This is a genomic window from Polynucleobacter campilacus (assembly GCF_002206625.1).
Classification (GTDB): Bacteria; Pseudomonadota; Gammaproteobacteria; order Burkholderiales; family Burkholderiaceae; genus Polynucleobacter; species Polynucleobacter campilacus.
The window spans coordinates 101136-114174 of sequence record NZ_NGUP01000005.1; the positions used below are offsets into that span (position 1 = coordinate 101136).

Sequence of the window (13039 nt, forward strand, 5' to 3'; positions counted from 1 at the left end):
CCATGAGCACCCCAAGCATCAAACCATCACTGACTATTAAACAAGTTCTCATTTTTGGCGGCTTCATGGTCACCATGTCCATGGGTATTCGTCATGGCTTTGGCTTATTCAACTTACCCATCACCTCTGCCAATGAATGGGGTCGTGAAACGTTCGCCTTAACCATTGCTCTGCAAAATCTCACTTGGGGCGTATTTCAGCCTATTACTGGCGCACTGGCTGATCGTTATGGAGCATTCAAAATCATGGTAGCTGGCGGCCTTCTATATTCATTGGGTTTGGCCGGCATGGCAGTTTCTACCGATGTTCTCAATTTTACCATTGCGGGTGGCCTAATGATCGGTCTAGCGCAAACCGCAACCACCTATAGCGTGGTCTACGGAATTTTAGGTCGCAACGTTCCTGGGGATAAACGGGTTTGGGCGATGGGTATTGCTGCAGCTGCAGGCTCTTTTGGTCAGTTCCTGATGATTCCTGCTGAGCAAGGTTTACTGAGCGCTTTCGGTGCTCAAGATGCGCTCTTACTGCTAGCGCTGATGGCTAGCCTCATGATTCCAACCGCATACATGTTACGCGAGAAAAATTTTGTTCAGAATAATAATCTGGGTGATCAAACAATTAAGCAGGCCGTAAAAGAAGCCATGGGTAATCCGAGCTTTCGTTTGCTGACCTTAGGCTATTTTGTCTGTGGCTTCCAAGTAGTCTTCATTGCAGTGCATCTTGCACCCTATCTTAAAGATCTCTCAACAACTTATCCAGCGGTTGCATCCCCAGCAGTGGCCACTACTGCCCTAGCCCTAATTGGCTTATTCAATGTTTTTGGAACTTTTGGTGCTGGCATCTTAGGGCAACGCTTTCCGAAGCGCTATTTACTCTCCGGCATTTACTTGACTCGATCTATCGCGATTATTGGCTTCCTACTTTTGCCTTTAAGCCCAAGCAGTACCTATATATTTGCCGCAATCATGGGGCTCTTATGGCTTTCGACTGTGCCACTGACCAACGCCATCGTTGCGCAAATCTTTGGTGTTAAATACCTCAGCATGCTCTCCGGTCTGGTCTTCTTTTCTCATCAACTGGGTAGCTTCTGCGGTGCATTTTTGGGTGGCTACTTATTCGATCGCACAGGCTCCTATTTAATCGTTTGGGAAATTGCGATTGCGCTGGGTGTGTTTGCATTCTTAGTCAACTTACCGGTTAAAGAGCGCGCTATCACCCGAACAGTTAACGCATGATGGTGAAACTTTCTCTATGGCAATGGGTTTGTTATAGCGCTACCCTTTTTGTTTTGCTACTCATTTTTTCCGCTTACTTTGCGCCCGACATGATGGTTGCCATCACCAATCAAGTTTGGGCTTTGTGTGGATGGTAATCATTTTAAAAATTAGCATTTAATTTTCTTAATTTTCATAACACAGATTGATATTGAATTCAAACTCGCCGTAGCACAATGGATAGTGCACATGCCTCCTAAGCGTGGGATACAGGTTCGATTCCTGTCGGCGGGACCACGCAATAATCAAAACTTATCCACAGGCCTTGTGGATAAATCCGTAAAAGTTTTCCTAAGTCTTCGATTTGTATAGAGTGAGCTAGCTTGCTTAAATTATTGGCAGGCGCTACAAAGTGTATTGTTGCGTTTACATATGAAAATATGTGCATCTGCTCTGGGAAGTTTTATGTTATGAGCTATTGCCAGATGCCCCAAACAGCTCAAAAAAATACCAAAACTGGCTAGTTCCCTTAAACTCCAGGCTATGACCAGCCTATCAACCAGCACGCTCGCCGCCTTAGAAGAAATGCTTCAAAATACGGCGCGTTCTGCGCCGGCTGACTTTATGCCGATCCATCTTTCTCGCGGCCTAGAAAATGCACAAGTCATTGGCCACTTAAGCCCAGAGTTCATCCCATACCTGCAAGACTTTCTTCAAGCAGAATCTATTCCACTAATCTCCATGAGAAATAACTGCTTAGCGATTCAAGCGGGTCGACCTCAGGATTTGTCAGCCAGCCTTCTTCAGTTGGCTGACAAAATGCGCGCAGGCGGCTATGTTCCCGGTTGGCGAAATGAAGATTTTGCTTGGCTTGATCAAAACGGTCACCAGTGCTTTCGCTTAGAGCGCGCTGCATTTCGTACCTTTGGATTTCGAAGCATGGCAACCCATATCAATGGCTACACCAAATCTGATCTTCTTTGGTTAGGTAGACGCAGTGAAACAAAGTCGACTGATCCAGGCAAGTTAGACAATTTGGCAGCCGGTGGTATCTCTGCTGATGAGACACCTTGGGTTTGTGCGAAACGCGAGCTTTGGGAAGAGGCGGGAGTGCCGCCACAAATTGCTGATCAAGTAGAACCTGTTGGCCGTATACACATGCGTCGTCCTATTCCTGGGCGAGGCTTTCATGATGAGCAGCTCTTTATCTATGACTTAGAGCTAGCTGATCAGTTTGTTCCAAGCAATCATGATGGTGAAGTCAGTGGCTTTATTCAGATCTCCTTAGCCGAAGCTGCTGCCCGCATACTGGCTGACGAATTTACGAGTGACGCAGCTTTTGTCACGGCTGACTACATCCTGCGGCGCAATAAATCCCTTTTTTAGGCCTTTTTAGGGCCCTTCAGTAGAGTCCTGAACCCAAACCCCATTTCATGGTTAAATCATTACTTAAGGATGAAACAGGGGTGCCCTCTAAAGCAGAATATGCCAGAGGCGCTGAGAAAAACCCTAGAACCCGATCCAGGTAATGCTGGCGTGGGAAGTTACATCAGACCGACACCCGGTTTCGTCCATCTACAACTGTAAGGAGATGGACGTGAGTACAAACAAAGAAAAAACCAAACATGAAATTCCAAGCTTAAAAAGCTTAGAGCGAGACTTTGGTCAGAAGTTCGCTTACCCTGCTTCAACCAAAATCTATTTACAAGGTTCACGCCCTGACGTTAAGGCGCCGATCCGCATGATCGAGCAGCTTGCAACGCGCGTTGGTGAGGAAATGATTCCTAATCCTCCAGTGCCGGTCTACGACACCTCAGGTCCTTATAGTGATCCTGAGATTGTGATTAATCTCGAAAAAGGTTTGCCAAGACTTCGTGATACTTGGATTACTGAGCGTAACGATACGATTCAATTATCAGGGCCTAGCTCTGAATATGGCGTTGCACGCGCTCAAGATGAAGCCACCCAGAACTTGCGCTTTTCGCACATCAGCGCACCACGCGTTGCTAAAGCTGGTAGCAATGTTAGCCAGATGTATTACGCCCGCAAAGGGATTGTTACCCCAGAAATGGAATACGTTGCCCTGCGTGAGTCAATGGGCCTGGAGCAACTGCGCAAGGACCCAGCCTACAAGCAGCTCCTGAAGCAACATCCTGGTAAGTCTTATGGTGCAAATCTGCCTGATATCGTCACAGGTGAATTTGTGCGCTCTGAAATTGCTGCTGGTCGCGCAATTATTCCTGCGAACATCAATCACCCTGAATTAGAGCCCATGATTATTGGTCGTAACTTCCGAGTGAAGATTAATGGCAACTTGGGTAACTCTGCTGTGACTTCCTCCATCAACGAAGAAGTCGAAAAGATGGTGTGGTCCATTCGTTGGGGTGCAGACACCATCATGGATCTTTCCACTGGTAAGCATATTCATGAAACCCGTGAATGGATTATTCGCAATTCACCAGTGCCCATTGGTACAGTTCCAATTTACCAAGCTTTGGATAAAACGGGTGGCATTGCTGAAGATCTCACTTGGGAAATGTTCCGTGATACCTTGGTTGAGCAAGCTGAACAAGGTGTGGACTACTTCACCATCCATGCCGGTGTATTGCTGCGCTACGTTCCCTTAACTGCTGATCGCATCACTGGCATTGTGTCTCGTGGCGGCTCGATTATGGCCAAGTGGTGTTTAGCGCACCATAAGGAAAACTTCCTCTACACCCGATTTGATGAAATCTGCGAGATCATGAAAGCCTATGACGTGTCATTTAGCTTGGGTGATGGCTTGCGTCCTGGTTGTATTGCAGACTCGAATGATGCTGCTCAGTTCGGTGAACTTCATACTTTAGGTGAACTTACTGCCAAAGCTTGGAAGCATGATGTGCAAGTCATGATCGAAGGCCCTGGCCACGTTCCAATGCAGCGCATTGAAGAGAATATGACTGAAGAGCTCAAGCATTGCTTAGAAGCCCCCTTCTATACCCTAGGACCATTGATCACTGATATTGCTCCTGGTTACGATCACATCACCAGCGGTATTGGTGCAGCTCAAATCGGTTGGTACGGCACAGCGATGCTCTGCTATGTCACTCCTAAAGAGCACTTAGGTCTGCCTGATAAGGAAGACGTGCGCGAAGGTATCATTACTTACAAGATTGCTGCTCATGGTGCGGATTTGGCTAAGGGCTTGCCTGGTGCACAGGTCCGCGATAACGCCCTATCAAAGGCCCGTTTTGAGTTCCGTTGGGAAGATCAATTCAATCTAGGTTTAGATCCTGAGCGTGCACGTGAATATCACGATGCTACGCTGCCTGCTGAAGGCGCCAAGATTGCTCATTTCTGCTCTATGTGTGGTCCAAAGTTCTGCTCCATGAAGATCACTCAAGAAGTGCGTGACTACGCTGCAACTCTGGATGCTGATGGTAATCCTAAAGTAGGCAAAGTGATTCCGATTACTGCAGAAGTTTCGACAGACCCTGAAAAGGGTATGGAAGAAATGTCAGCAGAGTTTCGTAAGCGCGGTAGCGAAATTTACCAATAAAGTATTGCACTTTGACTGTGAATAGCACCTCCCTCTCGCACCGCAAGTATGCGATCGTCGGTGGCGGCCTGATGGGCCGTCTGCTGGCGGTTGCGCTTGCCCAGCGAGGCGCGCAAGTAGATCTATTTGATAAAGGCGATGCAAATGCTCATGGCTCTGCTGCCCGAGTGGCTGCTGCGATGCTTGCACCTCTCGCAGAATCTGTCATCACAGAAGATTCGGTAGTACGGATGGGTATTTATGGTCTATCTCGCTGGAAAGAGTTGATCGGTCAACTGTCAACTCCAGTATTTTTTCAACAAGATGGCACCTTAATTGTGTGGCATCGGCAAGATGCTAGTGAAGCGCAGCGATTCACGACCCACTTAGAGCGTAACTGCCGCAACAATGCATTATTACAATTGCCGCAAAAGCTAAATACTGAAGCAGTACGTGACTTAGAGCCAGGTCTTGCTGAGCGTTTTACTCAAGGATTGTTTTTGCCTAATGAGGGGCAGCTTGATAATCGCCAATTGTTGGATGCTCTGCTTTTAGAGCTCGGCATTCTCAAAGTTCATTGTTATTGGCATACGCAAGCCCATCCCGATGATCTTCGCAAAGACCAAACTTATCAGACTGTAATTGACTGTCGCGGTACTGGTGCTTTGGATGTTTGGGCTTCTAATGGCGCTAATACCTTACGCGGGGTGCGCGGTGAAGTCATTCGTTTGCATGCGCCCGAGGTCAAACTCAAGCGCCCAACCCGCCTCATTCATCCACGCTACCCAATCTATATTGCCCCAAAAGAAAATGACATCTATGTCGTTGGCGCAACCGAAATTGAATCAGATGACTTATCCGAGATGAGCGTGCGCTCTGCTATGGAATTACTCAGCGCCGTGTATACCGTGCATAGCGGTTTTGCTGAGGCCCGTATTTTAGAAATGGCAACCCAATGTCGCCCAACTCTGAAAAATAATCTTCCAGAGATCAAGACACGCAAAGATAAAGACCTCTGCGATGTGATGATGATCAATGGTTTGTATCGCCATGGCTACATGATCTCTCCGGCGGTTCTAGACTGCGCCTTAGAGCTCTTAGCTTTGGGCGAAAGCAAAACTGCTTTGGAATTAGGATTGAACATTAGTAAAGAAGCCAGCAATCAAGAGGCTAGCGTATGCGCGTAATAGTCAATCAAGTGGAGTATGAGCTCCCTGCCCAGAGCATGATCTCGGATGTACTCTCTTTAATTGATGCCCGGCCACCTTATGCTGTGGCTGTCAATCTGAACTTTGTTCCCAAGACTCAGCATAGAGAATTTTTGCTCAATGAGAATGATCAAGTTGAAGTGATCGCTCCAGTTACCGGTGGCTAAGATACGAGAATTCATGACAGCTCCATTACCCAATAATCTCAATAGCGCCGATGCCTTAGTGCTATACGGTGAGAGCTTTGCTAGCCGCCTGCTATTAGGAACCTCGCGCTATCCCTCTCCACAAGTGCTGGAGAATGCAGTTCAAGCCTCCAATCCGGCAATGATTACAGTGAGTCTGCGCCGCCAAGGAACATTCACTACAGAAGCACATAGTGGCTTTTGGGATCTCTTAAAGAAAATGGCTGTTCCAGTTCTACCCAATACTGCTGGCTGTCACAGCCTTCAAGAAGTAATCACGACTGCACAAATGGCACGTGAGGTATTTGAGACTGACTGGATCAAGCTCGAATTGATTGGTGATGATTACACCCTGCAACCGGATACTTTGCGCTTGGTTGAAACAGCGCAAACCCTAATTAAAGATGGCTTTAAGGTTTTGCCCTATTGCACTGAAGACCTCATTTTGTGTCAACGTTTAGTTGATGTTGGTTGCCAAGCAGTCATGCCTTGGGCAGCGCCGATTGGCACAGGTCAAGGCCCGTTAAATCCTTATGCTATGAAGTTGCTGCGTGATCGCTTAAAAGTTCCTCTCTTAGTTGATGCAGGCTTAGGCCTTCCATCCCACGCCTGCACTGTAATGGAATGGGGATTTGATGGCGTGTTACTCAATACCGCCGTTGCGCTTGCTGAAGATCCGGTAGTGATGGCAAAAGCCTTTGCGATGGCAGTCGATGCTGGTCGTGCAGCCTATTTATCTGGAGCCATGAAGCCCCAAGAATCTGCGCAGGCAAGCACACCGTTGGTTGGAACTCCTTTTTGGCATCAGAGCCAATGAGTTTAATTCGGGATCTTGCTGATCAAATTGTGGCAGCCCATGGTAATGGTGATCTATGCCTACCTATTCCAGCATTCAGCATCAGCGCACCGCCCCCCAGAATTGATAATGAATCTGCTGCTGATCATTACGAGCTTGCTGGCGCGCTCGCAGCAATCAATATGGGCTTTATTGAATCGGATGCCAAAGTATTGGGTAAGGCTTGGTCCCGCATGGTACAGGGCGATGGCGGCTTTGATGCCTTGAAGTGGCCTAACAGACCAGAGCACTTTGGTTTACTGCCTTGGACTCGTAATATGAATCCCAATGCTTTCCCAGAATGCCCAATGCGTTTAGGTTTATACGGCATCATGCCCGATGCAGATTGGGTAAAGCGGATGGTTGATGCGCAGCTTCCAACGGTCCAATTGCGTTTTAAATCTGAAGATAAATATAAAATCAGAAAACAAATCAAAGAGGCAGTGAAGGCCACTAAAGACACTCAGACCCTGCTCTTCATTAATGATTATTGGGAGCAAGCAATTGATGAAGGCGCTTATGGCGTTCATCTTGGCCAAGAAGATATGGCGATTGCTGATTTAGATAGAATTCGATCAGCCGGTTTGCGCTTAGGTTTAAGCACTCATGGTTATGCCGAGATGCTTTATGCAGATCGTTTTTGCCCAAGCTATATTGCAATGGGTGCAGTTTTTCCAACCANTNAGAGAATGCCTACTGCGCCACAAGGCTTAGGTCGCCTCTATCAATATGCCAAACTCATGAGTCACTATCCATTGGTGGCGATTGGTGGGATCGATCAACACAGTATTCATGCAGTTGCTAAGAGTGGCGTTGGTTCCGTAGCAGTGGTTAGAGCAATTACTCAAGCCAAAGATCCGAAGGCTGCCATCAAACACTTACAAGAACTCATGCAGTAGTACTTAATAAGCTAAAAGGCTTTTAGCGCTAACTAGTACTTGTCTTTTTCATCCAATAGAGCGGTTGGGTAAAAATCGTGCATATGCCACAAAGGCCCCGGGCCTTCACCAATACTTAAAAAACGCCCTGCCTCTAAGCCAGCCTCTACATAGGCAATCGCTTTTGCAACCGCATGACTTAAGTCATGACCGTCAGCTAAATACGTCGCAATTGCAGATGCTAAAGAGCAACCTGTGCCATGAGTATTGAGTGTGTTGACGCGATAGTGCTTGAATTCTTTGGATTGGGTAACCTCTAAGTCATCCTCAAGAGATTTCCACATCAGAAAATCGGTAATTTGGGTATGTGTAGCATCTAAGTGCCCACCTTTAATCAGGACAGCTTGCGGGCCCATCTCCAATAATTGATGCGCGGCCAGTTTGAAATCATCTGCACCAGCAATATCACGACCTAACAATAATGATGCCTCTTCCATATTAGGGGTAATCAATGTTGCCATCGGAAACAATTCTGTGATCATTGCTTGCGCTGTGTCATCGCCTCCTAGACTAGCGCCTGAGGTCGCCCGTAAGACGGGATCCAGAACAATGCGTTTCACGCCATGACGGTGCAATGCTTTGGCTACAGTTCGGACAATTTCTGGGCTAGCAAGCATTCCAATTTTGACAATATCTACCCCAATATCTAACAAGACAGCATCAATCTGGGCCTCAACTACATCCAGATCTACGTCCTGTATACGAGTGACCCCGAGGGTATTTTGAGCGGTGATGGCAGTAATCACCGACATACCATAGCCTCCAAGCGCAGTGATCACCTTCAGATCAGCTTGTAGCCCCGCTCCGCCACCGCTATCTGAACCGGCGATAGTCAGTACTCTAGGTATCTGAACGGATGTAGGAAGGGAGGACTTCATCTTGCTATAATATCCGCTTATTCCTCGATAGCTCAGCGGTAGAGCAGCAGACTGTTAATCTGTTGGTCCGTGGTTCGATCCCACGTCGAGGAGCCAAATACATCAAAAGCCCCTACTGAAAAAATAGGGGCTTTTGCTTTTGGTGGCTTACGGTAAGATTTAAAGACTCAATTTTAGGCGAGATAAAAATGATGGACGAATATGCTTTTATCGGCCTTTACCTCTTCTTTGGCGCATGTTTTGGCTTTTTGACTTACTCACAACGGCACTTGTTTAGCGAAGGACCTCGCAAGGCAATTGACTCAGATCAAACCTCGCTCCTAGAAGGCCGCATTTTTTGGGTCATGGTTTGTACCTTCCTATGGCCGATCATGGCCATCACTAGAATCAATACTGCTTGGGTGCTTTTCAAACGAAAAAAGCAGTCTAAAAAGTAATCCTATAAGATCATCATCAGGTCGAGTCTAATCAACAGGAGATGACAATGATTCAAATCAGTCTTTTTAATGCAATAGGCAGAACAACTCAGTTCATCATAGTTTTTATAGCCCTATTGGCTGTTAGCGCTCAACCAAGCTTAGCCCAATCAGATTATCCAAACAAGCCAATCCGATTTGTTATTCCTTTTCCTGCTGGCGGCTCAACCGACAATATTGCTAGGCCACTTCAAAATGAACTCCAAAATACAGTGAAGTGGAATGTCGTTGTCGACAATAAACCCGGTGCAGGCGGCAATATTGCCGCAGAAATCGTTGCTAAAGCACTGCCTGATGGCTACACCTGGTTAATGGCTTCTGTAGGTACTCATGGCATTAATCTTCCTCTTTACACTCAAGGTGGAGGAAAGCTACCATTTGATCCCATTAAAGATTTCACGCCAATCTCTCTGGTAGCAGAGTTACCGAATGTCTTAGTTTTAAATCCGGAGTTTGCTGCTAAGAACAATATCAATACCGTCAACGATTTGATTGCCTATGCTAGAGCTAACCCTGGCAAGGTTAATATGGCCTCCAGCGGTAATGGCACATCAATCCATATGGCTGGCGAGCTCTTTAAGTCCATGACTAAAACCTATATGGTTCATCTGCCATACAAAGGAAGTCCTCCCGCAGTAATCGACCTCATGGCAGGCAATGTAGACATTATGTTTGATAACCTGCCTTCTTCAATTAGCTTTATACGTGCGGGTCGATTAAAAGCATTGGCAGTGACTAGCGCTAAGCGCTCAGCTGCCTTGCCAGATTTACCAACCGTTGCTGAAGCAGCCAATTTACCAGGCTATGAGGTAACCTCTTGGTTTGGAGTTGTTGGCCCTGCAAATATGCCTGCAGATATTGTAAGCAAAGATAGTGCTGTCCTGATAGCGGCTATTAACAGCCCATCAGTGAAAGAAAAGTATCTGGCGATGGGTGCGCAACCGGTTGGCAATACGCCTGCGCAATTTAGTACCTTCATTAAAAATGAGATCACAAAATGGACTAAGGTTGTAAAAGATTCTGGGGCAAAAGTAGATTAATCTTTTAAACCTACTAAGCAAAAGAGGAGCGCTGCTCCTCTTTTTTACTTGCCTAATTGAGACAGTAATTTACTAGGTGAGATCACTTCTTGATCTAAGACCAATTCTATTAATGCACCCTTTTTACTAGCAAGTGCTTTTGCAAATACGGGTGCAAACTCTTCAGTCTTTGTGATCCTAAATCCGGGCATCCCAAAGCTATCTGCAAACTTTACAAAATCTGGATTGGTTAAGTCAGTTGCCATCACACGCGACTTAAATTCTCTTTCCTGGTGCATACGAATCGTTCCCAGCATACTGTTGTTAACTACCAAAACAATGGGGAATGCATCGTAACGCGCAGCCGTTGCTAACTCTTGGCAGTTCATCATAAAGTCGCCGTCGCCACAGACGGCAATTGCAACTTTTTCAGGGTTAGCGATCTTAGCAGCGATTGCTGCAGGTAAACCATAGCCCATAGAGCCATTCGCAGGGGCTAATTGAGTTTTATGAGGTCCATAAGGATAGAAGCGGTGTACCCAGGTCGCAAAGTTGCCAGCACCATTGGTCACAATGGCATCACGCGGTATAGAGCTTGGCAATGAACTCATGATCTGGGCTAGTTGCAAATCACCCGGTGTACTTACTGGGCTAGAAAAGGCTAAATATTCAGCATGCGCTGCTGGCATAGCTGCGCGATCATACTGATTCCCCATCTTGACATTCTTGAGCGCTGCACAGAAATTTTCTGGGCTGCAGTTAATGGCAAAGTCTGGGCGATAAACGCGACCCAGATCTTCTGCGCCTGGAAGTACATGAATCAGTTGAGTTTGAGTTTGGGGGATAGAGAGTAAGGTGTAACCCGCCGTGGTCATCTCGCCTAATCGCTCGCCAATGACTAACAAGGCGTCGGCCTCACCAATACGCTTGACTAAGGATGGGTTAGCCCCTATTCCCAAATCACCTGCAAATGCAGGATCGAGGTTATCAATAAGATCTTGAGACCGAAAACTAGTGGCTACTGGAACATTTTCTTGATTAGCCCAACTACGTAAATCTTCACAGGCGCCGCTATTCCAGTTGCCACCACCGGCAATAATCATGGGCTTTTTCGCTGATGTGAATACTTTCATCGCTGCATCAAACTGCTTGGTATCCAATCCTGGCTGAACGATATGGGCTGGTTTAGTAGGATTGTCTTGACCAGACATGTACAACACATCTTCGGGTAAAGCGAGTACAACCGGGCCTTTACGCCCTGCTTGAGCTATATGAAAAGCATGCGAAACAAATTCATCAATACGATCAACACGATCAATACTACCAACCCACTTTGCACATTCTGAATACATTCTGCGATAGTCGATTTCTTGAAAAGCTTCGCGCTCAACCATGTCTGTGCCAACTTGGCCAACGAGTAAAACCATCGGGGTTGCATCTTGATATGCCGTATGCATGCCGATCATGGCATTACAGGCGCCAGGTCCACGCGTGACCATCATCACTCCAGCTTGGCCAGTCAATTTTGCATAGGCCTCAGCCATGTAAGCGGCGCCACCTTCTTGACGGCAAGTAATAAAGCGAAAGTTAGGATGGTCTACCAGCCCATTTAAGAGCGGCAAAAAGCTCTCGCCGGGAACTCCAAAGGCGATATTGACTCCTTGCCTTACTAAGGCATTTGCCAGTATCTGACCACCATTGATTGTCTTGCTTGGTGTCTGCATTCTATTTTTATACTTTCTGATGGATCATGTGGGTCTTGTGTGCCATGGTGCTCAAATACGCCAAATAGAAAGTTATCACACTTTGAGATGTCCTAGAGCCAATCGGGCTGCCCTATACTGCGTGAACTGACTATAAATCAATCAATTGGAAGGTACTGAGATGAGGTTATTTGGCTTTAAGGGTCCGAATGGATACGAGAGCGTAGGAGCGGTCACCAAAGGCAACCAAGATATCTTTATTGATTTGTGCGCCACAGATATGCTGATCCCCAATAGCATTCAAGAAATCATCCAATCCCCAGCGCATATGGATCGAGTACATGATGCTATTGCAAACCCCAAAGTAATCACTGGCAAGCTCAATACGATCACCTTCAAGGCGCCGATCGAACGACCAGGAAAAATTGTTTGTATGGGCCTGAACTATGCTGACCATGCCAAAGAAGGTGGTAACGCCAGACCGGAATATCCAAGTTTTTTTTATGCGCGGTCCTAGTTCAATGACAGCGCATTTAAGTCCGATCGTGCGGCCTAAAGTATCTGACAAACTCGATTACGAGGCAGAGCTTGCTTTTGTAGTGGGTAAAAAGGCTCGGCACCTCACCTTAGACAATGCCTTAGATTGCGTGGCTGGTTATAGCATCTTTAATGATGGCAGTATTCGAGATTACCAACGCAAAACTACTCAGTGGACGATTGGCAAGAACTTTGATCAAACTGGTGCTTTTGGTCCATGGCTTGTAACACCAGATGAACTCCCCCCTGGATGTCATGGTTTGAATATTCAATCTCGTTTAAATGGTCAAATCATGCAAAACGCAAACACCAAGGATTTCTTATGGGGCGTTGCAGAAACTATTGTGCTGATTACTGAATGCATGACTTTAGAGCCAGGAGATGTTGTGATTACCGGCACGCCTGCTGGTGTCGGTTACGCGAGAACTCCCCCAGTGTTTATGAAACCTGGAGATATCTGCGAAATCGAAATTGAATCGATTGGTGTATTGCGAAATAGTATCGCAGATGAGTAATCTACTCTTGGATA

13 protein-coding genes, 2 tRNA genes and 1 riboswitch are annotated in these 13039 nt (G+C 46.6%); of the genes, 13 read left to right on the top strand and 2 right to left on the bottom strand.

The window, feature by feature from the left end; all coding sequences use genetic code 11:
- Positions 1-2 precede the first annotated feature (2 nt).
- The 8 genes from CBI31_RS09455 (at position 3) to thiE (ending at position 7858) form a co-directional block, all read left to right on the top strand.
- Entirely contained in the window at positions 3-1235 is a 1233-nt protein-coding gene (locus tag CBI31_RS09455) for an MFS transporter (protein ID WP_088526154.1), read from the top strand.
- A 201-nt stretch (positions 1236-1436) separates the two neighbouring features.
- Positions 1437-1511 (top strand) — tRNA-Arg (locus CBI31_RS09460).
- A gap of 246 nt (positions 1512-1757) precedes the next feature.
- Positions 1758-2600 carry an NUDIX hydrolase gene (locus tag CBI31_RS09465; protein WP_088526155.1) on the top strand — a complete coding sequence of 281 codons (843 nt, stop codon included), beginning with the start codon at positions 1758-1760 and terminating at the stop codon, positions 2598-2600.
- Positions 2601-2666: 66 nt separating this feature from the next.
- Positions 2667-2774: riboswitch (TPP riboswitch) on the top strand.
- Between the two features lie 70 nt (positions 2775-2844).
- Positions 2845-4752 (top strand): phosphomethylpyrimidine synthase ThiC, encoded by a 1908-nt coding sequence (thiC, locus tag CBI31_RS09470; protein ID WP_206075496.1) that lies wholly within the window; start codon positions 2845-2847, stop codon positions 4750-4752.
- Positions 4753-4769: 17 nt separating this feature from the next.
- Positions 4770-5918 (top strand): FAD-dependent oxidoreductase, encoded by a 1149-nt coding sequence (locus tag CBI31_RS09475; protein ID WP_420812080.1) that lies wholly within the window; start codon positions 4770-4772, stop codon positions 5916-5918.
- Positions 5909-6106 carry a sulfur carrier protein ThiS gene (gene thiS / locus CBI31_RS09480; protein ID WP_088526158.1) on the top strand — a complete coding sequence of 66 codons (198 nt, stop codon included), beginning with the start codon at positions 5909-5911 and terminating at the stop codon, positions 6104-6106. Before CBI31_RS09475 ends, thiS begins: the two co-directional genes overlap by 10 nt.
- 13 nt (positions 6107-6119) lie before the next feature.
- Entirely contained in the window at positions 6120-6941 is an 822-nt protein-coding gene (locus tag CBI31_RS09485) for a thiazole synthase (RefSeq protein ID WP_088526159.1), read from the top strand.
- Between the two features lie 350 nt (positions 6942-7291).
- Positions 7292-7858: a thiamine phosphate synthase gene (gene thiE / locus CBI31_RS10650; RefSeq protein ID WP_476704263.1), complete on the top strand. Its 567-nt coding sequence runs from the start codon at positions 7292-7294 to the stop codon at positions 7856-7858.
- 32 nt (positions 7859-7890) lie between these two features.
- Here thiE and thiD read toward each other — a convergent pair whose 3' ends face one another.
- Entirely contained in the window at positions 7891-8775 is an 885-nt protein-coding gene (thiD, locus tag CBI31_RS09495) for a bifunctional hydroxymethylpyrimidine kinase/phosphomethylpyrimidine kinase (RefSeq protein WP_088526161.1), read from the bottom strand.
- Positions 8776-8796: 21 nt separating this feature from the next.
- Between thiD and CBI31_RS09500 the strand changes: the two genes are divergently transcribed.
- From CBI31_RS09500 to CBI31_RS09510, 3 genes are all read left to right on the top strand, one after another.
- A tRNA-Asn gene (locus tag CBI31_RS09500) sits at positions 8797-8871 on the top strand.
- 92 nt (positions 8872-8963) lie between these two features.
- Positions 8964-9212, top strand: a complete 249-nt coding sequence (locus tag CBI31_RS09505; protein ID WP_088526162.1) for a hypothetical protein — start codon at positions 8964-8966, stop codon at positions 9210-9212.
- A gap of 47 nt (positions 9213-9259) precedes the next feature.
- A complete protein-coding gene (locus tag CBI31_RS09510) occupies positions 9260-10291 on the top strand; it encodes a Bug family tripartite tricarboxylate transporter substrate binding protein (protein WP_088526163.1) in 1032 nt (343 codons plus the stop codon).
- A gap of 44 nt (positions 10292-10335) precedes the next feature.
- Here CBI31_RS09510 and CBI31_RS09515 read toward each other — a convergent pair whose 3' ends face one another.
- On the bottom strand, positions 10336-11994 hold the full coding sequence (locus CBI31_RS09515) for a thiamine pyrophosphate-binding protein (RefSeq protein WP_088526164.1): 1659 nt from the start codon (positions 11992-11994) through the stop codon (positions 10336-10338).
- 160 nt (positions 11995-12154) lie between these two features.
- Here CBI31_RS09515 and CBI31_RS10640 point away from each other — a divergent pair, with 160 nt between their 5' ends.
- The gene (locus tag CBI31_RS10640; protein WP_420812081.1) at positions 12155-12490 is read left to right on the top strand and encodes a hypothetical protein; all 336 of its coding nucleotides are present in this window, start codon (positions 12155-12157) and stop codon (positions 12488-12490) included.
- Positions 12420-13025 (top strand): fumarylacetoacetate hydrolase family protein, encoded by a 606-nt coding sequence (locus CBI31_RS09520; protein WP_420812082.1) that lies wholly within the window; start codon positions 12420-12422, stop codon positions 13023-13025. Before CBI31_RS10640 ends, CBI31_RS09520 begins: the two co-directional genes overlap by 71 nt.
- The last annotated feature ends 14 nt before the right edge of the window (positions 13026-13039 follow it).